Origin of the sequence: Sphingomonas hankookensis, assembly GCF_022664465.1 — a bacterium.
GTDB lineage: Bacteria > Pseudomonadota > Alphaproteobacteria > Sphingomonadales > Sphingomonadaceae > Sphingomonas > Sphingomonas hankookensis.
Genome location: NZ_JAKREV010000002.1, coordinates 410788 through 436756 on the forward strand (window position 1 = coordinate 410788; position 25969 = coordinate 436756).

At 67.7% G+C, this 25969-nt stretch carries 28 protein-coding genes; 17 read left to right on the forward strand and 11 right to left on the reverse strand.

Going from position 1 to position 25969, the window contains the following annotated elements:
- The first annotated feature begins 17 nt into the window (after window positions 1–17).
- Window positions 18–1760, forward strand: coding sequence for a lytic transglycosylase domain-containing protein (locus MF610_RS07300; protein ID WP_242195307.1), 1743 nt, complete (start codon window positions 18–20; stop codon window positions 1758–1760).
- Window positions 1750–2277 carry a molybdenum cofactor biosynthesis protein B gene (gene moaB / locus MF610_RS07305; protein WP_242194385.1) on the forward strand — a complete coding sequence of 176 codons (528 nt, stop codon included), beginning with the start codon at window positions 1750–1752 and terminating at the stop codon, window positions 2275–2277. Before MF610_RS07300 ends, moaB begins: the two co-directional genes overlap by 11 nt.
- Before the next feature lie 449 nt (window positions 2278–2726).
- Here moaB and MF610_RS07310 read toward each other — a convergent pair whose 3' ends face one another.
- The gene (locus tag MF610_RS07310) at window positions 2727–3113 is read right to left on the reverse strand and encodes a YbjN domain-containing protein (RefSeq protein ID WP_242194387.1); all 387 of its coding nucleotides are present in this window, start codon (window positions 3111–3113) and stop codon (window positions 2727–2729) included.
- A 59-nt stretch (window positions 3114–3172) separates the two neighbouring features.
- A complete protein-coding gene (locus MF610_RS07315) occupies window positions 3173–3502 on the reverse strand; it encodes a VOC family protein (protein ID WP_242194390.1) in 330 nt (109 codons plus the stop codon).
- Between the two features lie 51 nt (window positions 3503–3553).
- On the opposite strand from MF610_RS07315, the gene MF610_RS07320 reads away from it, so the two are divergent.
- The 8 genes from MF610_RS07320 to coaD all read left to right on the forward strand — a co-directional run bounded on the left by MF610_RS07320 (window position 3554) and on the right by coaD (window position 9942).
- Complete coding sequence (locus MF610_RS07320) at window positions 3554–4624, forward strand: PA0069 family radical SAM protein (RefSeq protein WP_242194392.1); 1071 nt, start codon at window positions 3554–3556, stop codon at window positions 4622–4624.
- A gap of 62 nt (window positions 4625–4686) precedes the next feature.
- A complete protein-coding gene (locus MF610_RS07325; RefSeq protein ID WP_242194394.1) occupies window positions 4687–6105 on the forward strand; it encodes a M48 family metalloprotease in 1419 nt (472 codons plus the stop codon).
- Between the two features lie 39 nt (window positions 6106–6144).
- A complete protein-coding gene (locus MF610_RS07330) occupies window positions 6145–7311 on the forward strand; it encodes a BaiN/RdsA family NAD(P)/FAD-dependent oxidoreductase (protein WP_242194396.1) in 1167 nt (388 codons plus the stop codon).
- On the forward strand, window positions 7275–7796 hold the full coding sequence (locus MF610_RS07335; RefSeq protein WP_242194398.1) for a DNA-deoxyinosine glycosylase: 522 nt from the start codon (window positions 7275–7277) through the stop codon (window positions 7794–7796). Before MF610_RS07330 ends, MF610_RS07335 begins: the two co-directional genes overlap by 37 nt.
- A 146-nt stretch (window positions 7797–7942) precedes the next feature.
- Window positions 7943–8185 carry an exodeoxyribonuclease VII small subunit gene (locus MF610_RS07340; RefSeq protein WP_242194401.1) on the forward strand — a complete coding sequence of 81 codons (243 nt, stop codon included), beginning with the start codon at window positions 7943–7945 and terminating at the stop codon, window positions 8183–8185.
- Window positions 8185–9090, forward strand: coding sequence for a polyprenyl synthetase family protein (locus MF610_RS07345; RefSeq protein WP_242194403.1), 906 nt, complete (start codon window positions 8185–8187; stop codon window positions 9088–9090). The genes MF610_RS07340 and MF610_RS07345 overlap by 1 nt, the downstream gene beginning before the upstream one ends.
- Window positions 9087–9431 (forward strand): hypothetical protein, encoded by a 345-nt coding sequence (locus MF610_RS07350; protein WP_242194405.1) that lies wholly within the window; start codon window positions 9087–9089, stop codon window positions 9429–9431. The genes MF610_RS07345 and MF610_RS07350 overlap by 4 nt, the downstream gene beginning before the upstream one ends.
- Before the next feature lie 7 nt (window positions 9432–9438).
- Window positions 9439–9942: a pantetheine-phosphate adenylyltransferase gene (coaD, locus tag MF610_RS07355; RefSeq protein ID WP_242194406.1), complete on the forward strand. Its 504-nt coding sequence runs from the start codon at window positions 9439–9441 to the stop codon at window positions 9940–9942.
- A gap of 32 nt (window positions 9943–9974) precedes the next feature.
- Here the strand turns inward: coaD and MF610_RS07360 are convergent, their stop codons facing one another.
- Window positions 9975–10529 (reverse strand): DedA family protein, encoded by a 555-nt coding sequence (locus MF610_RS07360; protein WP_242194409.1) that lies wholly within the window; start codon window positions 10527–10529, stop codon window positions 9975–9977.
- Between the two features lie 121 nt (window positions 10530–10650).
- Between MF610_RS07360 and MF610_RS07365 the strand changes: the two genes are divergently transcribed.
- The 5 genes from MF610_RS07365 (at window position 10651) to MF610_RS07385 (ending at window position 14574) form a co-directional block, all read left to right on the forward strand.
- On the forward strand, window positions 10651–11658 hold the full coding sequence (locus tag MF610_RS07365) for a COX15/CtaA family protein (RefSeq protein ID WP_242194410.1): 1008 nt from the start codon (window positions 10651–10653) through the stop codon (window positions 11656–11658).
- Window positions 11655–12446: a hypothetical protein gene (locus MF610_RS07370; RefSeq protein WP_242194412.1), complete on the forward strand. Its 792-nt coding sequence runs from the start codon at window positions 11655–11657 to the stop codon at window positions 12444–12446. Before MF610_RS07365 ends, MF610_RS07370 begins: the two co-directional genes overlap by 4 nt.
- A gap of 128 nt (window positions 12447–12574) precedes the next feature.
- Window positions 12575–13054: a 50S ribosomal protein L13 gene (rplM, locus tag MF610_RS07375; protein WP_055783848.1), complete on the forward strand. Its 480-nt coding sequence runs from the start codon at window positions 12575–12577 to the stop codon at window positions 13052–13054.
- Window positions 13054–13617, forward strand: coding sequence for a 30S ribosomal protein S9 (gene rpsI / locus MF610_RS07380; RefSeq protein ID WP_242194414.1), 564 nt, complete (start codon window positions 13054–13056; stop codon window positions 13615–13617). The genes rplM and rpsI overlap by 1 nt, the downstream gene beginning before the upstream one ends.
- Window positions 13618–13824: 207 nt before the next feature.
- Window positions 13825–14574 (forward strand): class I SAM-dependent methyltransferase, encoded by a 750-nt coding sequence (locus MF610_RS07385; RefSeq protein WP_242194416.1) that lies wholly within the window; start codon window positions 13825–13827, stop codon window positions 14572–14574.
- Between the two features lie 262 nt (window positions 14575–14836).
- Here the strand turns inward: MF610_RS07385 and MF610_RS07390 are convergent, their stop codons facing one another.
- The 6 genes from MF610_RS07390 to kduI form a co-directional block, all read right to left on the reverse strand.
- A complete protein-coding gene (locus MF610_RS07390) occupies window positions 14837–15595 on the reverse strand; it encodes a metallophosphoesterase family protein (protein WP_242194418.1) in 759 nt (252 codons plus the stop codon).
- A 46-nt stretch (window positions 15596–15641) separates the two neighbouring features.
- Complete coding sequence (locus tag MF610_RS07395) at window positions 15642–16832, reverse strand: MFS transporter (RefSeq protein ID WP_242194420.1); 1191 nt, start codon at window positions 16830–16832, stop codon at window positions 15642–15644.
- Window positions 16829–19405 (reverse strand): PAS domain-containing protein, encoded by a 2577-nt coding sequence (locus MF610_RS07400; RefSeq protein ID WP_242194423.1) that lies wholly within the window; start codon window positions 19403–19405, stop codon window positions 16829–16831. Before MF610_RS07400 ends, MF610_RS07395 begins: the two co-directional genes overlap by 4 nt.
- Before the next feature lie 67 nt (window positions 19406–19472).
- The gene (locus MF610_RS07405; RefSeq protein WP_242195310.1) at window positions 19473–20474 is read right to left on the reverse strand and encodes a sugar kinase; all 1002 of its coding nucleotides are present in this window, start codon (window positions 20472–20474) and stop codon (window positions 19473–19475) included.
- Complete coding sequence (gene kduD, locus MF610_RS07410) at window positions 20471–21223, reverse strand: 2-dehydro-3-deoxy-D-gluconate 5-dehydrogenase KduD (RefSeq protein ID WP_242194424.1); 753 nt, start codon at window positions 21221–21223, stop codon at window positions 20471–20473. Before kduD ends, MF610_RS07405 begins: the two co-directional genes overlap by 4 nt.
- A gap of 218 nt (window positions 21224–21441) precedes the next feature.
- Window positions 21442–22281 (reverse strand): 5-dehydro-4-deoxy-D-glucuronate isomerase, encoded by an 840-nt coding sequence (gene kduI / locus MF610_RS07415; protein WP_242194426.1) that lies wholly within the window; start codon window positions 22279–22281, stop codon window positions 21442–21444.
- A gap of 647 nt (window positions 22282–22928) precedes the next feature.
- On the opposite strand from kduI, the gene hemF reads away from it, so the two are divergent.
- Both hemF and MF610_RS07425 read left to right on the forward strand, forming a co-directional pair.
- A complete protein-coding gene (hemF, locus tag MF610_RS07420) occupies window positions 22929–23771 on the forward strand; it encodes an oxygen-dependent coproporphyrinogen oxidase (RefSeq protein WP_242194428.1) in 843 nt (280 codons plus the stop codon).
- A gap of 4 nt (window positions 23772–23775) precedes the next feature.
- On the forward strand, window positions 23776–24369 hold the full coding sequence (locus MF610_RS07425; protein WP_242194430.1) for a GNAT family N-acetyltransferase: 594 nt from the start codon (window positions 23776–23778) through the stop codon (window positions 24367–24369).
- Here the strand turns inward: MF610_RS07425 and MF610_RS07430 are convergent.
- Window positions 24342–25076 (reverse strand): hypothetical protein, encoded by a 735-nt coding sequence (locus tag MF610_RS07430; protein ID WP_242194432.1) that lies wholly within the window; start codon window positions 25074–25076, stop codon window positions 24342–24344. The genes MF610_RS07425 and MF610_RS07430 overlap by 28 nt on opposite strands.
- A complete protein-coding gene (locus tag MF610_RS07435) occupies window positions 25073–25909 on the reverse strand; it encodes a hypothetical protein (protein ID WP_242194433.1) in 837 nt (278 codons plus the stop codon). The genes MF610_RS07430 and MF610_RS07435 overlap by 4 nt, the downstream gene beginning before the upstream one ends.
- Window positions 25910–25969 lie beyond the last annotated feature (60 nt).

The following is a 25969-nucleotide window of genomic DNA, read 5'->3' on the forward strand; positions in this document are numbered from 1 at the left end:
TCGTGTTCGCGGCGCTGATGTTGCCCGCTCTTCCCACCGCTGCCCGCGCCGACGATGCACCGAACCGCGGCGCCGTAACCACCGTCGCCGAAGCGCGCATCCCGCCGCAATTGTCGCTCGAGGATCGCGACGCCTACCGACAGGTGTTCGAAGCGATCCGCGGCGGGCGCTGGGCCGATGCGCAGCTGCGGCTCGACGCGATGAAGCCGGGGCCGCTCCACGCCGTCGCCCGTGCCGAACTCTATACCGCCAAGGGATCGCCCAAGGTCGAACTGCCGCAACTGATGGCGGTGCTGAGCGAAGCACCCGACCTGCCGCAGGCGCCCGATCTCGCCCGCATCGCCAAGGTGCGCGGCGCGACCACCCTCCCAGAACTGCCTGCGCAGCAGCGGCTGGTCTGGTTCGACGCCGCACCGGTCCGCGTCCGGGCCAAGGCCGCGCGCAGCGATGCCGCCGCGGCGCAACTGCTCGACGCGATGAAGCCGTATGTGAAGGCCGATGACGGTGCCGCCGCCGAAGCGCTGATCGCCACGCGCGAATCGGACCTGACTCCCGAAGCGCTGACCGAGATGCGCGGGCGCGTCGCGTGGATCTATTTCGTTGCCGGCGACGATACCAACGCCCGCCGCCTCGCCGCGGTGGCGCAGCGGGGTCAGGGCGACTGGACCGCGCAGGCCGACTGGACGCAGGGGCTGGCGGCATGGCGGCAGCAGGATTGCGCCGGCGCGCAGGGCGCCTTTGCCAGCGTCGCGCAGCGGGCGGGCGACACCGAACTCCGTTCGGCGGGGCTCTATTGGGCGACGCGCGCCGACATCGCCTGCGGCCGCCCCGACCTGGTGCAGGCACGGTTGCAGACCGCGGCGCAATATGGCGAGACCTATTACGGGCTGCTGTCGCGACAGGCGCTGGGGCTGATCGAGGGTGCCGATGCAAACGGCCGTGCCCCGGTGACCGAGGACTGGCGCGCGCTGGAGCGGCGGTCGAACGTGAAGGTCGCCGCCGCGCTGATCGAGGTCGGCGAGAATGCGCTGGCCGACAAGCTGCTGCGCCATCAGGCGCGGATCGGGGGCGCGGGTGATTATGCCGCGCTGACCCGGCTGTGCGGCAATCTGAACCTCCCCGCGACGCAGCTGTGGATGTCGCATAACGGACCGCAGGGCGCCCGCCCGCTGGCCGAGGCACGCTATCCCGCGCCCGACTGGACGCCCGAGGGTGGCTGGCGCGTCGACAAGGCGCTGGTGTTCGCCCACACGCTGCAGGAATCGCGCTTCGACGCCGGAGTGGTCAGCCCGGCGGGCGCGACCGGCCTGATGCAGATCCGCCCCGGCGCGCTCACCGATTATGCGCGGGCGCACGGCCTGACGCTGGAAAAATCGGCACTGTCGAAGCCGCAGGTCAACATGGCGGTCGGGCAGAGCTATCTGGAACAACTGCGCGACCGTCCGTTCACCGGCGGGCTGCTGCCCAAGGTCATCGCCGCGTACAATGCCGGCCCGACCCCGGTCGAGGCGTGGAACGTCCAGCTGAAGGACGGCGGCGATCCGCTGCTGTACATCGAATCGATCCCCTATTGGGAAACGCGCGGTTACGTCATGACCGTACTGCGCAACTACTGGATGTATGAGAAGCAGGCGGGCAAGGCGTCGGCCAGCCGCGCCGCGCTGGCGCAGGGGATGTGGCCGAAATTCCCCGGCCTGCCGGGTGCCGCCGCGGTGCGCGTGAGCGCCAATGGGCGGACGCGGATCGCCGATGCCAATTGACGAAAGCCGGACGTTCGTTCCCGTGCGCATCGCGGTGCTGACGGTATCGGACACGCGCGGACTGGCGGAGGATCGGTCGGGCGATACGCTGGTCGGCAGGCTTGAGGACGCCGGCCATGTGCTGGCCGACCGCGCGATCGTGCGCGACGATATCGACATGATCGTCGCGCGGTTGCACGGCTGGATCGACGACGACGGCATCGACTGCGTCATCACCACCGGCGGCACCGGCGTCACCGGCCGCGACGTGACCCCCGAGGCGGTCGAGCGCGTCGCCAGCAAGCTGATCCCCGGCTTCGGCGAGCTGTTCCGCTGGCAAAGCCATGCCAAGATCGGCACGTCGACGATCCAGTCGCGCGCCACCGCCTGCGTCGCGCGCGGCACGTATATCTTCGCGCTGCCCGGATCGACCGGCGCGGTGAAGGACGGGTGGGACGGCATCCTGCGCGAACAGCTCGACATCCGTCACCGCCCCTGCAACTTCGTCGAGCTGATGCCGCGTTTGCTGGAGCGGTAGCGGCAAACCGCCCCTCACCGGTAAGGCAGCACGAGGATCACATCTCGTCATTCCGGACTTGATCAAATCTCTGCGAAAGTACCGATTCTCACACCTAACGCGTACCCCCGCGCAGGCGGGGGTCCAGGGTCCCAAGCGCAAGCTGTTGTTTTGCGTGGCTCTGGGCGCCCGCCTGCACGGGGGCACGGCAAGGGTACGGTGAGGGGCGAGACTTTCGCCAAGGCACCGACTTGATCCGGCGTCCCGCTTTCTACCCGACGCAGGAGGATGAACGGGACCCCGGGTTAGGCCCGAGGTGACGTTTGGCGCGACCGGATCGGCAAGGGTAGCTTGCCCCTGCCCCGCCTCTATTTCTTCGCTGGCTTCGGCTTCGCCGCCGCGCGCTTCTCGTCGAGAAATTTCGCGAAATCGCTGTCCATCTCGGCGTACCAATCGACCAGGTCGGCGAACTACGCCTGCGTCATGCCGCCAACTGCCGTCGTGTCCAGAAACTCGCGCAGATCGCCGTCCGGATCGACCCCGACCTTCAGGAACCGCTTATTAGCGTTCCATTCGTTATTCAGGGCGGCGGTGTAGAGCGGGTCCTTCTTGTACCACGACGCGAACTGGAACGATCCGCAGTCCTTCAGCCCTTCGCAGCCATAGAATTCGACGGTGAACGAATTTCCGTTCACGCCGCTCAGAACATAGGGTTCGCCCTGCTTGTTGATCTTCAGTTCCGCGCGGTAACCCGCCTTCTGCAACGCCGTGACGACATTCCCCGGCTGACGCAGGTCGAGCAACACCGCGCCGGGCGCGGCCAGTGCCGCCGCCGCCCAGATCATCATTCCCATCATCGAAAAATCCCCCCATGCCCCGCGCAGTTCCTATCGCGGGGCATGCGGGCTGAACAAGGCTATTCGGCCACCATCGCCGCCAGCACATGGCCGTCGGGGTCGCGGAAATGGAAGCGGCGACCGCCGGGAAAAGTGAAGATCGGCTGGACGACCACCCCGCCCGCCAACTCGACCGCCGCCAGCGTTGCGTCCAGATCGTCGACCTCGATCACCGGCAGCAGCGTGGTGAGCGACGTATCGGCGTCCAGACCCAGATCGGTATCGCCACTGGTCGTCGCGGCGTAGGACGGCCCGTAATCGGTAAACTGCCAGCCCATGACGGCGGTGTAGAATGCCTTTGCCGGCTCCGTCGCCGTGACCGGTAGCTCGAGATAATTCAGCCGTGCCATATTGCCTCCCTTGTTCTTGCTTTGTTCTAACCAACTCGATAGGCTGGCGCAATGTCCAATCGTCCGGCCCGTGGTGCAACGAACAATGCGACCAGCGCGCGGTTCGCGCTGCCTGCACAGGAAATGGATGGCGACTGGCTCGACTGGCGCGAGACGGTCGACGGGGTCGAGCCGGTGCTGCGTACCAGCGTTTCGATCGAACGCCCACGCACCATTCTGTCGCGCAACAGCTCGCCCGACATTCCGTTCGACCGGAGCATTAACCCGTATCGCGGCTGCGAGCATGGGTGTATCTATTGCTTCGCGCGGCCGACCCATGCCTATCACGACCTGTCGCCGGGGCTGGATTTCGAAACGATTCTGTTCGCCAAGCCCGATGCGGCGACGCTGCTGCGCGCCGAATTGGCTCGGCCCGGCTATGTCGCCAAGCCGATCGCGATGGGGACCAACACCGACCCCTATCAGCCGATCGAACGCGAGTGGCGGATCACGCGCGATTGTATCGCGGTACTGGCGGAGACGAACCATCCGCTGACGATCACCACCAAATCCGATCGGGTGGTGCGCGATATCGACCTGCTGGTGCCGATGGCGATGCAGGGGCTGGTCAGCGTCACGCTGTCGGTCACCTCGCTCGATCCGGTGATCGCGCGGACGCTGGAGCCGCGGGCGCCGCATCCCGAAAAGCGGCTGGCAGCGGTGGCGACGCTGGCGCAGGCAGGGGTGCCGGTCTTCGTGTCGATCTCACCCGTCATCCCCGCGATCAGCGATCATGAGGTCGAGCATCTGATCGAGCGCGCAGCGCAGGCCGGGGCGCGGGGCGCCTATTTCCTGCCGGTCCGCCTGCCGCATGAGGTGGCGCCGCTGTTCCGGGCGTGGCTGGAGACGCATTTTCCCGATCGCGCAGGCAAGGTGATGGCGATCGTCCGGGCCGTGCGCGGCGGTCGCGACAATGATCCGGGCTTCCATTCGCGAATGCGCGGGCAAGGGGTGTGGGGCGAACTGCTGGCGACGCGCTTCGCCCTCGCCTGTCGGCGGCACGGAATCGGCAAGGGGCATCCCCGGCTGCGCTGCGACCTGTTCCGCCCGCCGGCCGGTGCGCAGGGCGAGTTGTTCGGCTGAACGACGGAACCGTTGCCGTATCGCAACGTATTCCGATCAAGGACAATCGGGGACGACGGACGATGACGACACGGATTTTCACTGCGGCAATGCTCTGTGCGGCAACGATCGCGGCACCGGCAATGGCGCAGACGCGATCGATCTCCCAAAGCGACCGCGCACAGGGGGCGCAGGCCAATCCGCAGCTGCTGGCGCAATATGGTGGCGCGTATTCGGGACCGCAGTCGGCCTATGTCGAGCGCGTCGGCAAGAAGGTGGCGGTGCAGTCGGGCCTGTCGAACGCCAGCGGCGACTTCACCGTGACCCTGCTCAATTCGCCGGTCGAGAACGCCTTCGCCATCCCCGGCGGCTATGTCTATGTCACCCGCCAGCTGCTGGCGCTGATGAACAGTGAGGCGGAGCTGGCGGCGGTGCTGGGGCATGAGGTCGGCCATGTCGCCGCGCGGCACAGCAATTCGCGCAACACCCGATCGACCATCGGCACGCTCGGCGCGACGCTGCTGGGCGCGGTCACGGGCAGCGACCTGGTCGGGCGGCTGGCCGGCGCCGGGTCGCAACTCTACACCCTGTCGTACAGCCGCAATCAGGAATATCAGGCCGACCAGTTCGGCGTGCGCTATGCGACCGCGGCGGGCTATGCCCCGTCGGGCATGGCCGACGCACTGATCCAGCTGAACGAGGCGCAGGCGCTGGCCGGGCAGACCAGCGGACGCGGTGGCAACAGCGTGCCGACGTGGATGAGCACCCACCCCAACGGGGCCGAGCGGGTGCGGCGTGCGCGGCAACTGGCGCAGCAGGCGGGCGGTTCGACCACCCAGCCGGCGCAGGATACCACCTATCTGCGGATGCTCGACGGCCTGCGCTATGACGACGATCCCGCGCAGGGGGTGATCGACGGCACGACCTTTAAGCATCCCGGCATGCGCATCCGCTTCACCGCGCCCGCCGGCTATGCGCTGCAGAACGGGACCGATGCGGTGACGATCGCGGGTCAGGGCGGACAGGCCGAGTTTCGCATGGCGCCGGCAGGCGATCCGGCCACGGTTGTTCGCCAGCGGCTGGCGGCCCTCGGCGCGCAGAACGCGCCGCAGCCGCAGACGACGCGGATCAACGGCACCGACGCCGCGATCGCCACCGTGCGCGCCAATGCCAACAACCAGCAAGTCGACGTGACGATCGTCGCCTATCGCTACCCCTCGGCCACCTATTATTTCCAGATCGTCACCCCCGCGGGGCGCGGCGTCGGCCCGTTCGAATCACTGCTCGACAGCTTCGGCACGCTGAGCCAGGCGGAAGCGAGCGCGATCACCGGCAAGCGCATCCGCATCGTCACGGTGAAGGCCAGCGACACGGTTGACTCGCTCAGCCGCCAGATGGCCTATCCCGATTTCCAGCGCGACCGGTTCCTGACAATCAACGGCATGGAAGAGGATGCGCGGCTGGTGCCCGGACAGCTGGTCAAGCTGGTCGTGCGCGGCTGACCCCTTCTCGTCGCCCCTCGCCCGTGCGAAGGGGCGGCGATGACCAGCCATGACGTCATCATCCTCGGTGCGGGCGGTGCCGGCCTGTTCTGCGCCGGCATCGCCGCACAGCGCGGGCGGCGGGTGATCGTCCTCGACCACGCGCCCGAACCGGGGCGCAAGATCGTCATTTCGGGCGGCGGGCGCTGCAACTTCACCAATGTCGGCACCAGTTGGGACCGGTACGTTTCGACCAATCCGCAGTTCGCCCGATCGGCGCTGGGGCGTTATACTGCGCAGGATTTCATTGCGCTGGTCGATACGCACGGCATTGCGTGGCACGAAAAGACGCTGGGGCAGCTGTTCTGCGACGGATCGGCGCGGCAGATCGTGGCGATGCTGATGGACGAAGCGCAGGGGGCCGAGATCGCGCTGGGCCAGCCGATCCGTGACGTAACCCATGCCGATAGCGTCTTCACCGTCGTCCATGGCGATCGCACCGTCACCGCCCCGTCGCTGGTGATCGCGACCGGCGGACCGTCGATTCCGAAGCTCGGCGCGACCGGCTTAGCCTATGACCTCGCCAAACGCTTCGGATTGAGGCTGGTCGAGCCGCGTCCGGCGCTGGTGCCCCTGACCCTGCCGCCCGAGGACGCGCTGTTCCGTGACTTGTCGGGCGTCGCGACCGAAGTCGTGGCGGGTGCCGGCAAGGCCAGGTTCCGCGAGGCGGCACTGTTCACGCACCGGGGCCTGTCGGGCCCGGCGATCCTGCAGGCGTCGTCCTATTGGCGCCACCGCGAGGCCATCACGATCGATTTCGTGCCCGACCAGCCGGCCGGATGGCTAGTCGACACCAAGCGCGCGCGGCCCCGCGCTGGGCTGCGGTCGGTGCTGGGCGCGACACTGCCCGACCGGCTGGCTGAGGCACTGGCGGCGAAGTTCGCGGTGGCGGGCGAGCTGGGCAATCAGCGCGATGCGGTACTGACCGATATCGAACGGCGCCTGAGCGGCTGGCAATTCCACCCGAACGGGACCGAAGGCTTCGCAAAGGCCGAAGTCACGGTCGGCGGCATCGCCACCGACGGGCTGAACCAGAAGACGATGACGGCCAGGCACCTGCCCGGCCTCTACGCGATCGGCGAGGCGGTCGACGTAACCGGTTGGCTCGGCGGCTATAATTTCCAATGGGCATGGTCGAGCGGCTGGGCGGCGGGACAAGCGGTGTGACGCGCAAGACGTCGTTCCCACCGGTTGTCGACACGTCGACACGGGTGTTGATCCTCGGCAGCCTGCCGGGGGACGCCTCATTAGCCGCTGGGCGCTATTATGCGCATCCGCAGAACCAATTCTGGCGGTTGCTGTCGCCGGTGGTTGGAGTGGACCTTCCCACTCTTGATTATTCCACCCGGCTCGAGGCGCTTCAGGCCGCGGGGATCGGCCTGTGGGACGTGGTGGCGAGTGCGACGCGGCCGGGCAGCAGCGATGCGGCGATCCGCGATGCAACCGCCAATGACGTGGCGACGCTGATTGCCTCGCTGCCCGTGCTGCGGGTGGTGGCGTTCAATGGCGGGACGGCATGGAAGGCTGGGCGGGGACTGGTGCGCGGCGTCGAAATGCTGGCACTGCCGTCGAGCAGCCCCCTGCACACGGTCGGCGTGGCGGCGAAGCAGCCAGCATGGGATGCGATCGGGTCGTACCTGCGGCACAGCTGAGCCTCTCGCGACCTTTCGTCGATATCGTCACCCCGTCGCAGGCCGGCGTCCCGCAGCCGGCCAAGACACGCCAACCGCACGCCATTTCCCGTCCGATCGCACGCCCCGGTTGCAATCGCCCCGCCCCCTGCCGCATAGCATCGCCCATGTCCGACGAACGCGATGTTTCCACCCTATCCTTCGAAGACGCGCTGCGCGAACTCGAAGGAATCGTCAGCCGGCTGGAAACGGGTCAGGAAGACCTCCAGACCGCGATCGACCTCTACGCCCGTGGCGACCTGCTGCGCGCGCAATGCGCCGCGCGGCTCGATGCGGCGCAAGCGCGGATCGAGGCGATCCGGATCGATGCCGAGGGGCGGGCCTCGGCCCAGCCGTTCGACGCGCAATAATGGCGACCGTCGCGCCGCCGGTGTCGCTGAACGCCGCCCTTCGTGAAATCTCGGCCGAGATGGATCGCCAGTTCGACGGGCTGTTGCCGGTCCCGGGCGATCCGCGCGCGAACCTGTACCGCGCGATGCGTCACGCCGCGATCGGCGGGGGCAAGCGGTTGCGCCCGCTGCTGGTATTCGCTACCGCGCGGCTGTTCAATGTCGAGCGGATGCGCGCCGCGCGGGCCTCGCTCGCGATCGAATGCATCCATGTCTACAGTCTGATCCATGACGACCTGCCGGCGATGGACGACGACGATGTTCGCCGCGGCAAGCCGACGGTGCACAAGGCATTCGACGAGGCCACCGCGATCCTGGCGGGCGATTGCCTGCATGCGCTGGCATTCGAGATTCTCGCGCACGAAGCGACGCATCCCGACCCCCATGTCCGCATCGAGCTGATCGCCGACCTCGCCCACGCCTCCGGCCCATCGGGCATGGCCGGCGGACAGGCGATGGATCTGGAGGCGGAGGACACCAGTTTCGACCTCAACACCGTCACCCGGTTGCAGGCGATGAAGACCGGCGCGCTGATCGCCTGTTCCGTGGAGGCGGGCGCGATCCTTGGCCGGGTGTCGCCGGATCAGCGCACGTCGCTGCGCGGCTATGCCCGCGATATCGGCCTCGCCTTTCAGATCGCGGACGACATCCTCGACGTCGAAGGCGACGAGGCGGCGGTCGGCAAGGCGCTGCGCAAGGATGGCGAGGCGGGTAAGGAAACCTTCCTCTCACTCCTCGGCCTCGACCGCGCCCGCGAACAGGCGCGGCTGCTGGTCGACCAGTCGATCGAACATCTGCGCGACTTCGGCCACGAAGCCGACCTGCTGCGCGCCATCGCCCGCTACGTGCTAGAGCGTGACCGGTGAAATCCGTGGTTTCGTCCGGCATCGTGATCGCTGCGATGCTGGGCGGATGCGACCGGGCCGATCCGATCGAACGGTTGCGCGCCGAGGTGGCGATGCCGGCCTGCCCCGGTGCCAAGGTCGAGCGTCTCCCGCCGGTAGCAGGCCTCGAAGCCGATTATGCAGTGAAGGTTACGGCAGCGACTGCTGCATGTCGCGGTGGTCGACCGCTCTGGCCCGATCTCACGACTATTATTGCCAAAGCAAGCCGATATTCTGTGGTCGCCATGACGCGTCGGGCCGGTATGCGTTTGCAATGGCGACGATCAGCTTCGTCGCTCCTGATCGCGCTCTGGTGGAGCTAACCAAGATATGACCCGCATCGGCATCTATCCCGGCACGTTCGATCCGATCACGCGCGGACACATGGACATTATCCGCCGCGGCGCGAAGCTGGTCGACCGCTTGGTCATCGGCGTGACGACCAACCCGTCGAAATCGCCGATGTTCACCCTGCCCGAACGCCTCGCGATGGTCGCGCGCGAGGTGGCGGATGTCGACGGCGACATTCAGGTCGTGGCGTTCGACGCACTCCTGATGACTTTTGCCGAGCGGCAGGGGGCGAGCGTGATCGTCCGGGGCCTGCGCGCCGTCGCCGACTTCGAATATGAATATCAGATGGCGGGGATGAACCAGCAGCTGAACGACCGGATCGAAACGGTCTTCCTGATGGCCGACGTCTCGCTGCAACCGATCGCGTCGCGGCTGGTCAAGGAGATCGCGATGTATGGCGGGTCGATCGCGAAGTTCGTAACGCCCGCGGTGTGCGAAGAAGTGGTGGCGCGGGTCGAGAAGCTGGGCCGCAAGGGCGACTAAATCCAACATCCTCCCATCGTTGTGGGGAGAATCTAGGTGCGCCGCCTAATCAACCACGTCACCCCCGCCAGCAGCACGATCACGATCCCGCCGCCGGCCAGCACCTGCCACGACGGCAGCCACCGCCCGATCACTTCGCTCAACCCGTGCCCGAACCAATAGCCGATCGACACGAAGATCGTCGCCCACAGCAGTGCCGCCGCGCCGTTCAGCACCACGAACCGGCCAAGCGGCAACTGTGTCGTACCGATCGCGATCGGGCTGACGGTACGCAACCCGTAGAGGAAGCGGAAGGCGAACACGAACAGCGTCGGATGCCGTTCGAACGTGGTCAGCGCGCGGGCGAAGGCGGGCTTCGCGCTCCAGCGGCGCACCCGCGGATGGTCGCGAAACCGACGCCCGGCGGCAAAGAACAGCTGGTCGGCGATGAACGACCCCACCGCCGCGGCGAGGATCGCGCCGACATAGGGCAGCACCCCGCGCTGGACCATGATCCCGCCCAGCACGACGACCGTCTCCCCCTCCGCCCCCGCGCCCAGCGCAAGGGCGGCGAGGCCGTAGCGGGCGATCAGCGCCTCGATCGTCATGGATGGGCTCCGATCATCGCGGCACCGTAGCGGCTCGCCCCGCACGGTAAAGCGAAACACGGCCCTTCCGCCGATACGGTCCGCGCGCTAGACACCGCCGATGCTTGCCCCGCCCCTCCCAATGCGTGCCCGACCGGGCGCTGTCGTCCGCTGGCTCTGGTGGGTCGCCGCGTTGATCGTGGCGATGGTGGTGGTCGGCGGCATCACGCGGCTGACCGAATCCGGGCTGTCGATCACCGAATGGAAGCCGCTGTCCGGCACCCTTCCTCCCCTCAATGCCGCGCAATGGGAGGCGGAGTTCGCGAACTACCGCCGCATCCCCGAATATCAGCTGCTGAACCAGGGTATGACGCTGGCGCAGTTCAAGGGCATCTTCTTCTGGGAATATGTCCACCGCCTGCTGGGGCGGATCATCGGACTGGCGTTCGCGCTGCCGCTGGCATGGTTCTGGGTCCGCGGCGCGATCCCGCGCGGGTATAAGGGCCGGCTGGTCGCGCTGCTGGCGCTGGGCGGATTGCAGGGGGCGATCGGCTGGTGGATGGTCGCGTCGGGCCTGTCGGTGCGGACCGACGTGTCGCATATCCGGCTGTCGGTGCACCTGCTCAACGCGCTGCTGATCCTCGCCGGCACCGTGTGGACCGCGCTCGACCTGCGCGAACTGGCGGCGGATCGTTATGCCCGGCCGGCGCGGCTGACCGGGGTCGGCGCGATCACGGGCATCATCCTGTTCGTCCAGCTGCTGTTCGGCGCGTGGGTCGCCGGGCTGAACGCCGGGCTGGTGACCGATCAGTGGCCGCTGATGAACGGTCGCTTCTTTCCGGCCGACGAATGGGCGGCGCGCGCACCGCTCGACGCGATCGTCAACGATCCGTACGTCGTCCACTTCCTCCACCGCTGGTGGGCATGGGTCGCGGTCGCGGCGCTGATCGTGCTGGCGCGTGCCGCCAAGCGCGCCGGCCATCCGAAGGTCGCGCGGATGATCCATATCGCGTTCGGCATCCAGATCGTACTCGGTATCAGCACCGTCATGACCGGGGTGCGGATAGAGGTCGCGGCGCTGCACCAGCTGGTCGGCGCGCTGCTCGTCATCGCCACGACATGGGGCGCGCACGCCGTCGGCCGGCGATGATCGTCCTACCCCCGCCCGTAATCGAGGCGGCGAGCACGACCGGCTTCGCGCCGGCGCTCGACACCGCCTATCGCTACCATATCGAACAGCAGCGTGACGAAGCCGGCGTCGTCCGCCGCTACACGACCGACCGCACGATCCGCTTCCGGCGGATGGCCGACGGGCTGGTGGCCGAGATGGTGATCGATACGGCCGATGGCGGCCTGTCGGATGGTCCCGGCGCGATGTTCGAACGCGCCTTTGCGACGCTGCGCGGCCGACCGATCCGCTACATCCTGTCCAACCGGGGCGAGGTGACCGGGGTGATCGATCGAGCGGACGTGTGGTCCGCGCTGATCGACGCCATCGCGACCCAGGCTGGAAGCGATCCGGCAAGGGCAGCGATGCTGGCGCGCCTGACCGCGCCGCTGCGCGCCATGCCCGAGCGGCAGCAGGTAGCGATGCTCGGATCGATGCTGACCAACCTGCTCGCTCCCGACATCGTCCGCCGCGGCGTCCAGCCCGAACGGCCGATCCGCCGGCCGGGCGCCCCGCCCTTCGGCACCGGTACGGAGGTGACCGGGACCGAGCGTGTCTATGCGCAAGGCCGCGACCTGATCGCCGAGGAAAGGCTGTCGGGCGACCTCGCCGCGGCAGGCGGCCGGGCGAGCGGGCGCCGGACCAGCACCACGACCCGCAGCGTCGACGCCGCGACCGGCCTGATCGTCCGCCAGACCGCCACGGTACGCATCGACAGCGGCGACGCGTCCTCGATCGCGACGACCCGGATCACGCAGCGCCAGCCATAGGGTATTTAGATACCCGTCAGCAAAGCCGCTGTTTGCTTGACTTATCGACGCCGTTTCGGCAATTGCCCGGCGTTCGCACCGCTCCGGTTCGGGGCGGACGCGTCATATATCCGAAAGGTCCAACGCCCATGAAGGCGCTCATGAAGACCACCAAGTCGGCCAAGCCGCACGAGGTGGAAAAGAAGTGGCATATCGTCGATGCCGACGGCCTGGTGGTCGGTCGCGCTGCGTCGATCATCGCCAACGTCCTGCGCGGCAAGCACAAGACGTCGTTCACCCCGCACGTCGATTGCGGTGACAACGTCGTCGTGATCAACGCCGACAAGATTCGCTTCACCTCGAACAAGGCGAAGACGAAGACCTATTACAAGCACACCGGATATGCCGGCGGCATCAAGGCGGTCACCGCCGAGAAGGTCCTCGAGGGTCGTTTCCCCGAGCGCGTCCTCGAAAAGGCCGTCGAGCGGATGATCCCGCGCGGCCCGCTGGGTCGTGACCAGATGCGCAACCTGCGCATCTTCAAGGGTGCCGAGCATCCGCATGAAGCGCAGAACCCGCAGGTTCTCGACATCGCGAGCATGAATCGCAAGAACAAGGTGGGCGCATAATGTCCGACAACCGCCAGTCCCTTTCCGACCTCGCCGGCCTGACCGGTCAGCAGGCACCGGAAGCCGCCGCTCCGCAGGCGTCGGCCCCGCAGACCGATGGCGCGGAAGCACCTGCCGCCGCTCCGGTCGAACCGGCCCGTCCGACCATGCCGCTGCGCGCGCAGGAAATCGACGCCTATGGCCGCGCCTATGCGACCGGCCGTCGCAAGGACGCCGTCGCCCGCGTGTGGATCAAGCCGGGTTCGGGCAAGATCACGATCAACGGTCGCGATCAGGAAGTGTATTTCGCACGTCCGACGCTGCGTCTCGTCATCAACCAGCCGTTCGGCGTCGCCGACCGCAATGGTCAGTATGACGTGATCTGCACCGTCAAGGGCGGCGGCCTGTCGGGGCAGGCCGGCGCGGTCAAGCACGGCATCAGCCAGGCGCTGACCCGCTACGAACCGATCCTGCGCGCGCCGGTCAAGGCCGCCGGGTTCCTGACCCGCGACAGCCGCGCGGTCGAGCGCAAGAAGTACGGCAAGGCGAAGGCCCGCCGCAGCTTCCAGTTCTCGAAGCGCTAAGACCCGTTTGGAAACGCGCCCCGATGGGCGCGTTTCCCGGTACCGTCTCGAGGCAAGAACGCCACGCGCGGGGGCCGACAAAGTTCCCGTTTGCGGCCAAATGCGTGCCGATTGGGGCGGTCCGGTATCGGGCCGCCCTTTTCGTTTGGTGCGTAACCGTATAGCGAGAGCCGGTCCGCACGCTGGCGGAACTATCCAAGAGACGCCATGACCTCGCGCGCCAAGACTTCGTTGCTGCCGCTCGCCGATTCGGACCTGTGGCCCGACGAACTGAGCCGCAGCCTGTCGGACAAGCTGTTCACCATCGCGTTCGGCGCGATCCAGTGGCCCTGGCTGCTGCGCAGCCTGTCGGGCGGCAAGAAGGCGGACAAGGCGCGGTTGATGGCCGATCTCGGGCTCGCCCCCGATGCGCTGCCCAATTTGGGCAGCTGGAAGGCGGATACCGGCTATCTGTCGCTGATCGTCGAACGCATCGCCGCCAGCCGGCCGCAGACGGTGGTCGAACTGGGCACCGGCGCGTCGAGCCTGGTCACCGGCGCAGCGCTGGCCAAGCATGGCGGCGGGCAACTCATCAGCTTCGATCAGCATGCCGGCTTCGTCGATGCGACGCGTGAATGGCTGGCAGAACACGGCATCGCCGCCGATCTGCGCGCCGCCCCCCTGGTCGAGGCGCCGGGTGACTGGCCGGGCGTGTGGTACGATATCGACGCACTGCCCGATCAGGTCGACCTGCTGCTGATCGACGGGCCGCCGTGGACGATCCACCCCTATGTCCGGGGTGCTGCCGAGACGCTGTTCGACCGCCTGCCGGTCGGCGGCGTGGTGATGCTCGACGACGGCGCACGGCCGGGCGAGCGGGTGGTGGCGCAACGCTGGCGTCGCCGCTGGCCGAACTTCCGGTTCGAACTGGTCAATCGCGGGACCAAGGGGACGTTGATCGGGCAGCGTTTGTCGTAAGAGGCTGCGTGCTGCTGCGGGAGGGCATACGCAGGACGTCCCATAGCCACGAGCGTCGCGCCGGCGAAGGGTGGGGCATCAGCGGCTCCTGCCTCGTGCCATCACCGGGAGATCCCAGCCTTCGCTGGGATGACTACGTGGCAGGCCGGATCATCGAATAGCCCCCCATCCCGTACCCCCGCGCAGGCGGGGGTCCAGCGCCACAATCGATACGCTGGCGCGCCGGGCTCTGGATCGCCGCCTCCGCGGGGATAAGACAGGCTTACCCCGCCTCCGTCACCGCCTCATCCGTCGCGCCCATCTTCCTTGCGATGGTCTCGAACTGCCCATTCTCGATCCGGATTTCATTGAACGACGGCGGATCGTCGCGAGTGCGGATCGACAGCGTGCCCGCGCCGATCATCCGCAACCGCCCGCTGCCGGTGCGATAGGGCATGTCGAACGGGTCGTGGACATGGCCCGACAGCACCGCATGCGCCCCCGCCGCCGCGACCGCGTCCAGCGCGACGCCGCCGCCATGCGTCTCGCCGCTCGACTTGGTCCCGACATCGATCAACGGATGGTGTGCGGCGATGAAGATCAGGTCGCCCTTGGGCACCTTGCGGATCATCTCCAGCGTGCGCGACAGCGCCTTGTCGCCGACATAGCCCTTCGACCAGTCCCAGCGGAACTGGAACCGGGCGGTCGTCTTGAGCGGCACGATCGCCACGCCGTCGATCTCCAGCGGACGCTCGATCATCCGCTCCAGCCGGCGATAGCGCTTATAGGGCCGGACGAACCGCGCGAAGAGATTGTAGAGCGGCAGGTCGTGGTTACCGACCTCGACCGTGACCGGCCGGTCGAGGCTTTCGAGCCATTCGGCCGCCGCCTCGAACTCCGCCGTCCGCGCGCGCATGGTCAGGTCGCCGGTCATGATGATCGCGTCGGGCTGTTCCGCGCGGACCGCATCGCCGAACCATGCGAGCGCCGCCTTGTCCTCCGCACCGAAATGGACGTCGCTGACATGGAACAGGCGGATCATCAGGCACTCCCGGAATTATCGTTCCGGTCCCAACGCATAACCGGCGTCAGCGCTCCGAACGGATCGCCAGCGCGGTCCCGCCGCCCAATGCCGCGACCAGCGCGAGCGCGAGGAACACCGCCCCCAGCCCCGCCCCCGCCGGCACCAGCGCCGCGAGCAACGGCGGCACGCAGGCGGGCAGCGTGTTGGTGAGGTTCAATACCGCCAGATCACGGCCGCGCGTATCGGGCGACGGCAGCAACTGCATCGCCAATGCCGAATGGAGGGCAAGGAACACCGACAGCCCGGTCTGCGCCACGCCATAGCCGATCGCCGCGCCGACGAACCCCGGCGCGACCGCCATGCCGATCAACCCGGCGACGACCAGCAGCGTCGCGCCGCCCAGGAACGGCTTGCGCCCGCCGACCCGGTCCGACCAGCGCCCGGCAAGGATCGTCGCGATAACGACCACCCCCGTGACGACCGCCATCGCCTGTGCCACCGGTCCCGCCGCATCGCCCTCCCCGCGCCAGCGATCGGCGAAGTGGAAAAAGGCATAGGCGGTCAGGCCATTGCCCGCGACCTGCATCGCAAGGCGCGCGACCCAGGCGCGGATCAGATCGGCGCGGACCGGTGCGGTCGCCGGCTCCTGCCCCGTAGCGCTTTGATCGCCGCCGCTGCGTTCGCGCGCGAACAGCAGGAACGGCACGATCATCATCGCCGCCAGCGCAACGTTCGCCGCAAACCGCGCGGCTTCACCGACGAACAGCGGCGCGGTCACCGCGGCCGCCGACAGCACGCCGATCGGATGCGAGATGCCGAGCAGCCCCGACACCCGCCCCTTGGCGCGGTCGGGCACCTCGTCGGCCATCACTGCGACCATCGGCGCGAACATCAGGTTGAGCGCGACCTGCCAGAAGGCGATAGCGCCGAGCAGCGCCGCGGGCGTTCGCGCCAGATGGATCGCACCGAACGCCACCGCGATCAGCCCCAGCCCGACCGCGATCGGCAATCGCCGGCTGCGGCTGCGGCGCCAGTGCAGGTCGCTCAGCCAGCCCGCGGCGATATTGGCGATGCTCGCGACCGCCGCGCCGACCAGCACCGCCTGTCCCAGCAACGCCACGCGATTGCCGGGATCGATCGCCTCGACCTTCACCTGCAACAGGATCGACACGAACGGCATGAACGCGACGAACAGCCCGCAATAGGCGAGCGTGTAGAGCGGCACGAACCCGCGCGCCGGCGCGGCCGGGGTCAACGCCCCGCGGTCCGGCGCAGCGCGACGATCAACTGACCGATGGTATAGGGCTTGTGCAGCAGGTCGAACCCCATCGTGCCGTGGCGGACGATCACGTCGCTATAGCCGCTGGTCAGCAGCACCGGCAGACCCGAATAGAGATCGCGCACCCGCGCGGCGAGTTCGACGCCGTCGATGCCCGGCATCATCACGTCGGAAAAGACGATATCGAACCCGTCGGGGCGTTCCGACAGCTTCGCCAGCGCGGCATGGCCGTCGACGACATGCAGCGGATCGAACCCCTGCGCCTCCAGTGCCTGCGTCGTCGTCGTGCCGACCGCGACATTGTCCTCGACCACCAGCACGCGCAGCCCGTGGCCCGCCATCGGCTCGGGCAGGTCGCGGGCGGGCGCAGGAACCTGATCGGGCGTCGTCACCTGCGGCAGGTACAGTGCGAAGCGGGTATCGCCCGGCGCGCTGCGCGCCCGCACCTCGCCACCCGACTGCTTGGCGAAACCGAACACCTGGCTGAGGCCGAGGCCCGTGCCCTTGCCCAGTTCCTTCGTGGTGAAGAACGGTTCGAAGATGCGGGTCAGCGTTTCCTCGTCGATGCCGCTGCCGGTATCGGCGACGGTGATCGCGACGAACTGCCCGCCGACCGCCGGGGCGGTGGCGCTGGCAGGAATGCCGTTGACCGATCGTACGGTCAGCGTCAGCCGCCCCTCGCCCTGCATCGCGTCGCGGGCGTTGGCGGCGAAATTGACGATCGCGGTGTCGAACTGGTTGGGATCGGCATCGATGAACACCGGCGTCGCGCACGGTTCGATCGTCACCTCGATCCGCGATCCGGCCAGCGTGCGGACGATATCGCCCAACGCGGTGACCGCGGCGTTCACGTCGAACACCGCCGGCTGCAACGCCGATCGCCGGGCGAACGCCAGCAGCTGCCCGGTCAGCTTGGCCGCGCGATCGACGGTGTCGCTGATCGCCGAGAGATAGCGTTCGCGGCGTTCGTCGGTCAGCGTCGGCTGGCGCAGCAGGTCGACCGAGGACCGCACGATCGTCAGCAGATTGTTGAAATCGTGCGCGACGCCGCCGGTCAGCTGGCCGATCGCCTCCATCTTCTGGCTCTGGCGCAGCGCGTCCTGCGCAGTCACCAGCGCCTTGGTCCGGTCGACGACCTGTTCCTCCAGCGATTCGGCCAGCGCCGCCAGCTCGCGCTCGGCCCGGCGGCGTTCGGTCGCGGCGCGAGTGCGCTCGGCGACTTCGCGGACGAACGCGATCTCGTCGTCGCGCCACACCCGCGGCTCGCCATGGTTGGTGTAGATCAGCGCGACCAGCCCGCCCAATTCGGTCAGCGGCATGTTGATGAACGCGCGCGCGTTGATCGATTCCAGCTGCGCCGCGGTATCCGCGGTGCGCGGGTCGCTGCGCGCATCCTCGACGATCGCGGTTTCGCCTCGCTTCAGGTCGTCGATATAGCTGCCATAGTCGCGGAAGTGCAGCACCCCGGCGATCGTCGCCACCCCCGGCGCGTTCCAGTCGCGCTCGATCGTAATCGTCTCCGCCTGCCGATCGACCACGCCGTACCCGACCCGGTCGACGCCCAGCGCCTCGCCGATGATCCGCGACGCGGTGACGCCCATCTCGACCGGATCGTCGAGCAGGCGCAGCTGGTCGTTCAGTTCGGACATGGCGGCGCGCATCCGCTCTAACCGCTTGTAGACCGTGACGTCGATCGACACGCCGGTCAGCCGCACGACCTCGCCATCGGCGTTGCAGGTCGGTTGCCCGCGGCTGGCGATCCAGCGCGTCTCGCCGTCGTTCGCGCGGATGCGGACCTCGATCTCCAGCGGCGCGCCGGTCAGGCTCTCTTCGATCGCGGCCATCGCCCCGGCCCGGTCGTCGGGGTGCACGATCGCGGCGATCTCGGCGGCGGACGGCGGATAATCGGCGTCGAACCCGAAATTGGTGCGGCAGATCGCCGACATCGTCAGCTGCCGCGTCGCCCGTTCGAACGACCAGGTGCCGAAACGCCCCGCCTCCAGCGCGAACAGCATCTCGCGCTCGCGCTCCTCTTGTTCGCGAAATCGCCCGGCCAGTTCGGCCAGTAGCGCGACATTGCTCGATTCCAGTCCCTCCAGCCGCGCCCGCTCCGACGTCACGTCGAGCTGGCTGGCGAAGAAATAGACGAGCTGACCGTCGGCATCATGGACCGGCGCCAGCAGCAGCCGGTTCCAGAACGGCGTACCGTCGTGATGATAGTTGCGGATGTCGATCTCGATCGACTGCACCGCCTCCACCGCCGCGCGAATCTGCGCCACCGCGGCGGGATCGGTATCCGCGCCCTGCAGGAACCGGCAGTTGCGCCCGATGATCGCATCGCGACCATAGCCCGTCAGCCGGCAGAAGGCGTCGTTGACGAACACCACCGGATTGTCGGGCAGGCGCGGGTTGGTGATGATCATCGGCATCCGCGTCGCGCGGACCGCGGCGACGAACGGGTCGGTTCCGCCATCGGTGCCGGCGATCTCCAGCGCGATGCGGCGATCGTCGCTGGCCGCCTGCCGGCTCGTCTCCGCCCTGTCGTCCACGTCGCCTCGCATCATCCCGGAACGTGGGCCGCGCGCGGCCGTTCCCCCATGCCAAGCTATGCGGGGATCAGCGGCGGACGTCCAGCCCGCCCGACAGGAACGCGTCGATATCCGCTTGCCGGAACAGGCTGAAATCGCCCGGCAACGAATGCTTGAGCGCCGCGACCGCCAGGCCCCAGCTGGCCGCCGTGGCATCGTCCTGCCCCGACATCAGCGCATGCAGCACCCCGCTGGCAAAGGCATCGCCGCCGCCGATGCGGTCGACGATCCCCGACACTGCCACCTCTTCGGTCTGCACCGCGCCCGCACGACTGTCGATCCGCGCCGACAGCCGGTGGCGATCGGCATCGTCGACATGGCGCGCGGTCGAGGCGATGTGCTGCAGGTTCGGGAACGCCGCGAACGCCGCCTCCGCCGCCTCGCGCCGGCGATCCTCGCCATCGCCCGAGAATTGCTTGCCGAGCAGCAGCGACACATCGCGGTGGTTGCCGAACAATAGGTCGGCCATCGCCACCAGCCGGGTCAGCACGCCGCGCGGATCGCTGTCCCACGCCTCCCACAGCCGCGCACGGTAATTGCCGTCGAACGAGACGGTCAGCCCCTTGGCCCGCGCCGCCTCCGCCGCGGCGATCGCGGCATTCGCGGCATCCGGCCCCAGCGCCGGGGTGATCCCCGACAGATGCAGCCGGGTACAGCCGGTGAGCAGCGCATCCCAATCCCATGCCGAGGCCGGCGCCGTGGCAAAGCTCGACCCGGCACGGTCATAGACGATGTCCGACGCGCGCAGCCCGGCACCGGGACTGAGGAAATACAGCCCCATCCGCCCGTCGCGCATTGCGACCCTCGAGCAATCGACCCCCTGCGCCCGGATCGCTGCCACCGCGCCGCGCCCCAGCGGACTGTCGGGCACCGCGCTGACCATCGCGCTCGCATGGCCCAGATTGGCGAGCCCGACCGCGACATTCGCCTCGGCCCCGCCGACATGCACGTCGAACCGCCCGCTCTGCATCAACAGCTCGCGGCCGGGCGCAGTGAGGCGCAGCAGCAGTTCGCCGAAGCACAGGATCATCGCGCCAGCCACCCGCCATCGACCGCCAGCACATGTCCGTTGACGTAATCCGACGCGGCGGAGGCGAGGAACACCGCCGCCCCGCCCAGATCGCTCGCATCACCCCAGCGCCCGGCCGGGATCCGCTCGACGATCTGGCGGTTGCGCGTCTCGTCCGCTTGCAACGCGGCGGTATTGTTGGTGGCGATATAACCCGGTGCGATCGCGTTGACGTTCACGCCCTTCGCCGCCCATTCGTTCGCCAGCAGCTTGGTCAGGCCGCCGATGCCCGATTTCGACGCGGTATAGCTCGGCACGCGCACCCCGCCCTGAAAGGTCAGCATCGAGGCGATGTTGACGATTTTGCCGCGGCCCTGCGCCACCATGTGCCGCCCGGCAGCCTGGCACAGGAAGAACACCGATTTCAGATTGGTGTCGATCACCGCGTCCCAATCTTCCTCGGTAAAGTCGAGGCTGTCGGCACGGCGGATGATGCCGGCATTGTTGACGAGGATGTCGAGCCCGCCCAGCGTATCGACCACCTGCGCCACGACGCCTTCGACCGGGGCGATGGTCGACAGGTCGGCCGACACGATCTCCGCCCGCCGCCCCATCGCCCGCACCTGTTCGGCGGTGTCGGTCGCGGGCGTCCGCCCGATCAGCGCGACGTCGGCCCCGGCAGCGGCCAGCGCCAGCGCGATCGCCTGTCCGATGCCGGTATTGGCACCGGTCACGGCCGCGACCCGGCCCGAAAGATCGAAGGGATTCATGGCAACTCCTCGGTTCCCCGCTTGGGCGGGTCCTGCTTATTTCCAGTATCGCACCACCGACACGCTACCCCGCGGTAGGAACGAAGCCGACCTGATCGTCACCCCAGCGAAGGCTGGGGTCTCCCGCGGTTCTTGTCCCGCACTATCACCGGGAGATCCCAGCCTTCGCTGGGATGACGCATGATAGAAACGGACCAGGATCTGCGCGATCCATGCCCTCACGCCAGCTGGCAGATATCCAGCACGTTCATGTCGGTATAATCCTGATTCTCGCCCGCCATCGCCCAGATGAAGGCATAGGCGCGCGTGCCCGATCCCATATGCACCGACCATGGCGGGCTGATCACCGCTTCCTCGTTGCTCATGACGATGTGGCGCATCGCTTCGCCTTCGCCCATGTAATGGAACACCTTGTCGTTGTCGGTCGGCAGTTCGAAGTAGAAATAGATTTCGCTGCGACGCTCATGGATGTGCGGCGGCATGGTGTTCCACACGCTGCCGGGCTTCAACACGGTCAGGCCCATCACCAGCTGCGCCGAATCGCACACGCCGGGGATGACCAGCTGATAGATCGTCCGCTCGTTCGATTCCTCGAGGCTGCCGCGCTCCAGCGCGTTGGCATCGGCGATGCCGAGCTTGCGGGTGGCAAAGCCCTGATGCGCCGGGCACGATGCGATGTAGAAACGCGCGCCGTTGCCGCCGAACTCGACGTCCTTGGCACCCATCGTGACGTAGCAGCAGTCCTTGTTGCCGAGCGTGAAGACCTCGCCATCGACCGTCACGGTGCCTTCGACCGCGCCGACATTGACCACCGCCATCTCGCGGCGTTCGAGGAACGGATGCCCCTCGGCCGACTTCGGCTCGGTCTGCACCGGCAGCTTGACCGGCGCACCGCCCACCGCAACGCCACCGATCACGAAGCGTTCGGCATGGGTGTAGTTCAGCACGCATTCGCCTTCGCGGAACAGCCCGTCGATCAGGTAGCGGTCGCGCAGTTCCTCGTTCGACACGCATTCCATCATGTCGGGGTGCGTCGCGTAATAGGTCCGGTCGAACATGGCTCTCTCCTGATGGTAACCGGTATCAGTCGTTCTGGGACTGTTGTGGTACCGGCACGTCAATGGGTCTGCTACCGTCCTACCGTCCCCGGCGGCATGCGTCGACCGGTTTTTGCGATCACGGGATGCCGGTTTTCTGCCGTTTCGGATCGAGGATGCGCGTTGCAATCCGCGTCGCAATCGTTCCGGAATATGGTCTACATGTCCTGTATGCGGAACGATTGACCAGCCATTTGCTCCAAAAAAGATTATGGTGCCGCGGTTTGACACCGGTTTCTTGTCCGCGATGGTGCATTATACTTCGCCCGAACTCAACCAGCCGTCATCCCAGCGAAGGTTGGAATCTCCCGGTTACAGCACGGGACAGGAGCCGCGGGAGACCCCAGCCTTCGCTGGGTGACGCTTCCGGACAGATGCACCGACGCAAAACCCCTGCCCTACACCTCCACCCCCTGCCAAACTCCCAAACGTTTTTTGGCGCCCCAGTTCCCACCCCGCGCGAAACCCGCCTGCGCACAAAAACGTGGCGAGTGTGAACTTAGTGAACTTTGGCGGCCTCGCGTCCCTGCCAAACCCCGCGACCGCCCGAGCCCATGAGACATTCCACCCACTTGCTCCGCCCCGCCGCACCCGGCAAAGCCGGGTCCATGCAACCGCTCGATCCTCAGCAACAAGCCGCTCGCACCTGGTTCGAATCGCTGCGCGACCGCATCTGCGCCGCGTTCGAGGGGATCGAGCGCGAGGCGGGGTCGGACGCCGCCTTCGCCTACACCCCGTGGGACCGCACCGACCCGTCGGGTGCGCCCGGCGGCGGCGGGGTGCGCGGCGTGATGAAGGGGGGCGTTTTCGAAAAGGTCGGGGTCAACGTCTCGACCGTCGGCGGCGCGTTCGAGGGCGAGTTCGCCAAGTCGATCCATGGCGCCGCCGAAGACCCCCGCTTCTTCGCCACCGGCATCAGCCTCGTCGCGCACATGGCCAATCCGCATGTGCCGGCGGTCCACATGAACACCCGCTTCCTGGTGACCACCAGGCGCTGGTTCGGCGGCGGCGCGGACCTCAACCCGCCGATCCCCTATGCGGAGGACACCGCCGACTTCCACGCGGCGATGCAGGCGGCGTGCGACGCCCACGACCCGGCGCATTATCCCCGGTTCAAGCAATGGGCCGACGACTATTTCTACATACCCCATCGCGGCGTGCATCGCGGTGTCGGCGGCATCTTCTACGACCATCTGGGCGACGACTTCGACCGCGACTTCGCCTTCACCCGCGACGTGGGCGAGGCGTTCCTGTCGATCTATCCGGAACTGGTCCGGCGGCGGATGGCGATGCCGTATGACGATGCCGACCGTGCCCGCCAGCTCGAATGGCGCGGGCGCTATGCCGAATTCAACCTCGTCCACGACCGCGGCACGCTGTTCGGGCTGAAGACCGGCGGCAATATCGACGCGATCCTGATGAGCCTCCCGCCGCTCGCGACGTGGAGCTGACTCAGTGGGGCTGATCCCGGTCCAACCGGACGAGGTCGCGACGATCGTCACCTCGCTGGAGATGCTCGAACGGCCGCGCCCCGCGCCGCTGCCGGCCTCGCCGCTGCGGCTGGTCCGCTGGGAACGGCCGACGCTGGACCGCTATCGCGCGCTGTTCCGCCGGGTCGGGGGCCCATGGCTGTGGTTCTCGCGGCTGGTGATGGCCGACGACGCCCTCGCCGCGATCATCCATGCCGATACCGTGCGCATCTGGGCGGTGGTCGACCGTGCGGGGATCGAGGTCGGGATGCTCGAACTCGACGATCGCACCGCCGGCGAATGCGAGCTCTCCTATGTCGGACTGATCCCCGAACTGGCGGGACAGGGCCATGGCCGCTGGCTGATGGCACACGCACTGGCGCTGGCATGGGGCAAGGACGTGCGGCGGGTATGGGTGCATACCTGCACGCTCGACCATCCCGGCGCGCTCGCTTTCTATCGCCGCTCGGGCTTCGTCCCCTATCAGCGATCGATCGAAACCTTTGCCGATCCGCGCGTCGCCGGGGTACTGCCCGACGACTGCGGCGGCCACTATCCGTTGCTCGCCAACCGGCGATAGATCGTCGCACGGGTCAGGGTGAAGGCGATCGACATCGCCGCCGCCACCACCGACGCCGCAAAGGCGAGGATCGCCATCGTCACCGGGTTGGTCCCGCCCGCCGACACCGCGCTGGCGGTGGCGCTGAGCAACAGCACGACCATCTGTCCTCCGAAGAAGATCAGCCCCGACAGCGACAGCAGCTGCAGCGCATGGCCTTTGGTCAGCTCGATCGCGCGGCCCATCGCATCGCCGAAGCGCCGCTCGGGCTCGGCCATCAGCACCGGCAGCACGACGAAGACCCGGCCGATCACATACAGCATCGGCAGGATGAACAGGATGAGGCCGCCCAGCTTCGCCGCGTTGATCAGCAACGTCGCTACGACCAGCACCGGCAGTCGGCGGAACGCGGTGCGCAGCGCCTCGCCCACCGTCGGTCGGGCCGGATCGAGGATCAGCGCCAGCAGCACCGCGATACCGACCAGCTCCGCCAGCGCCTGCAACGCCAGCCAGTGGATATTGTCGACCAGATAGGACTGCATCGACGCCAGCAACGCCTGGTCGTCCTGCGTCCCGGCACGCACCGTGATGCGGTCGGTGCGCATGAACAGCGACAGCGCCAGATTGGGCAGGAAGAAGAATACGCCGGCGACCGCGACGATCACGTCCCGGTCGCGACGCCAGATCGCCAACGCTTCCTGTATTGCGGCCCCGACGTTCAATTTCATGCGAACACGGCCGCATCGTCCTGTTGCCCGACGATCTCGCGGTAAAGCTTGCCGATAAAGGCCGTCTGATACAGCGCCAGCGCGGCGCTGACCGCCGCGACGGCGATGGCACCGCCGATGATGGCCAGCGAGAAGCTGCTGTTCGGGTCGGACAACAGGCCAAGGATACCGCCGACGACGAACTGCGCCGCCGACACCGCGACGCCCGCGACGATCGCGTAGAGCAGCAGCAGCCCGATCAGCTTCCACGTCATGCCGCGGGTCAGGCCGAACGCCCGCCCGATGGCACCGATACCGCGCCGCTCCATCGCGACGACCGCGTTGATCGGCAGCAGCCGCGCCGATGCCCACAGCGTGAACAGCGCCAGTGCAAAGAAATAGAGCAGCGACAGCCCCAGCTTGGCGAACTCCTCCGGCTGCGGCGGCGTGCCCGCCATTACGCTCCGGAAATCGAAGCCGCTGGCGACCACCACCACGACGCCCGGAATCGCCAGCACGGCGAGGATCGCGACCAGCACGATGCTCACGCCGATCAGCGGCAGGAAGCGCGACTTGGCGAGGCCCATCGCGACCGCGCGCTGCTCCTGCCCATTGGGCTGCGCGGAAAACGCGATCAGGTAGAGCGCACCCCATAGCGACACCAGCGTCGTGACGAGCGACACCAGCCCGAACGCCGCGGCGGTACCGCCGGTCGCGCCCGCGCGCACCCCGGCCAGACTGCCCGACAGCGCGGGCGCTGCGAACTGGGTGACGAGCAGGACGGGCATCAGCTCGCCCACATGGTCGCGGACGAAATCCACCGCCCGGTCCCAAATCGTTCCGATCTTGGCCATTGTTGCACGCGCTCCCCTTTTATCCGATGGATGCTCTACCCATCCTGTTCCCGAATGAAA

Excerpts from the sequence above, each read along its gene's own strand:
- rpsI (WP_242194414.1), top strand. The coding sequence starts at position 13,054 with ATGTCCGACAACCGCCAGTCCCTTTCCGACCTCGCCGGCCTGACCGGT.
- MF610_RS07330 (WP_242194396.1), top strand. The coding sequence starts at position 6,145 with ATGACCAGCCATGACGTCATCATCCTCGGTGCGGGCGGTGCCGGCCTG.
- MF610_RS07300 (WP_242195307.1), top strand. The coding sequence starts at position 18 with ATGTTGCCCGCTCTTCCCACCGCTGCCCGCGCCGACGATGCACCGAAC.
- MF610_RS07310 (WP_242194387.1), bottom strand. The coding sequence starts at position 3,113 with ATGATGGGAATGATGATCTGGGCGGCGGCGGCACTGGCCGCGCCCGGC.
- MF610_RS07325 (WP_242194394.1), top strand. The coding sequence starts at position 4,687 with ATGACGACACGGATTTTCACTGCGGCAATGCTCTGTGCGGCAACGATC.
- MF610_RS07435 (WP_242194433.1), bottom strand. The coding sequence starts at position 25,909 with ATGGCCAAGATCGGAACGATTTGGGACCGGGCGGTGGATTTCGTCCGC.
- MF610_RS07365 (WP_242194410.1), top strand. The coding sequence starts at position 10,651 with ATGCGTGCCCGACCGGGCGCTGTCGTCCGCTGGCTCTGGTGGGTCGCC.
- moaB (WP_242194385.1), top strand. The coding sequence starts at position 1,750 with ATGCCAATTGACGAAAGCCGGACGTTCGTTCCCGTGCGCATCGCGGTG.
- MF610_RS07430 (WP_242194432.1), bottom strand. The coding sequence starts at position 25,076 with ATGAAATTGAACGTCGGGGCCGCAATACAGGAAGCGTTGGCGATCTGG.
- rplM (WP_055783848.1), top strand. The coding sequence starts at position 12,575 with ATGAAGGCGCTCATGAAGACCACCAAGTCGGCCAAGCCGCACGAGGTG.
- MF610_RS07405 (WP_242195310.1), bottom strand. The coding sequence starts at position 20,474 with ATGATCCTGTGCTTCGGCGAACTGCTGCTGCGCCTCACTGCGCCCGGC.
- MF610_RS07360 (WP_242194409.1), bottom strand. The coding sequence starts at position 10,529 with ATGACGATCGAGGCGCTGATCGCCCGCTACGGCCTCGCCGCCCTTGCG.
- hemF (WP_242194428.1), top strand. The coding sequence starts at position 22,929 with ATGCAACCGCTCGATCCTCAGCAACAAGCCGCTCGCACCTGGTTCGAA.
- coaD (WP_242194406.1), top strand. The coding sequence starts at position 9,439 with ATGACCCGCATCGGCATCTATCCCGGCACGTTCGATCCGATCACGCGC.
- MF610_RS07345 (WP_242194403.1), top strand. The coding sequence starts at position 8,185 with ATGGCGACCGTCGCGCCGCCGGTGTCGCTGAACGCCGCCCTTCGTGAA.
- MF610_RS07315 (WP_242194390.1), bottom strand. The coding sequence starts at position 3,502 with ATGGCACGGCTGAATTATCTCGAGCTACCGGTCACGGCGACGGAGCCG.
- MF610_RS07335 (WP_242194398.1), top strand. The coding sequence starts at position 7,275 with ATGGTCGAGCGGCTGGGCGGCGGGACAAGCGGTGTGACGCGCAAGACG.
- kduD (WP_242194424.1), bottom strand. The coding sequence starts at position 21,223 with ATGAATCCCTTCGATCTTTCGGGCCGGGTCGCGGCCGTGACCGGTGCC.
- kduI (WP_242194426.1), bottom strand. The coding sequence starts at position 22,281 with ATGTTCGACCGGACCTATTACGCGACGCACCCCGACATGATGGAATGC.
- MF610_RS07320 (WP_242194392.1), top strand. The coding sequence starts at position 3,554 with ATGTCCAATCGTCCGGCCCGTGGTGCAACGAACAATGCGACCAGCGCG.
- MF610_RS07390 (WP_242194418.1), bottom strand. The coding sequence starts at position 15,595 with ATGATCCGCCTGTTCCATGTCAGCGACGTCCATTTCGGTGCGGAGGAC.
- MF610_RS07370 (WP_242194412.1), top strand. The coding sequence starts at position 11,655 with ATGATCGTCCTACCCCCGCCCGTAATCGAGGCGGCGAGCACGACCGGC.
- MF610_RS07340 (WP_242194401.1), top strand. The coding sequence starts at position 7,943 with ATGTCCGACGAACGCGATGTTTCCACCCTATCCTTCGAAGACGCGCTG.
- MF610_RS07385 (WP_242194416.1), top strand. The coding sequence starts at position 13,825 with ATGACCTCGCGCGCCAAGACTTCGTTGCTGCCGCTCGCCGATTCGGAC.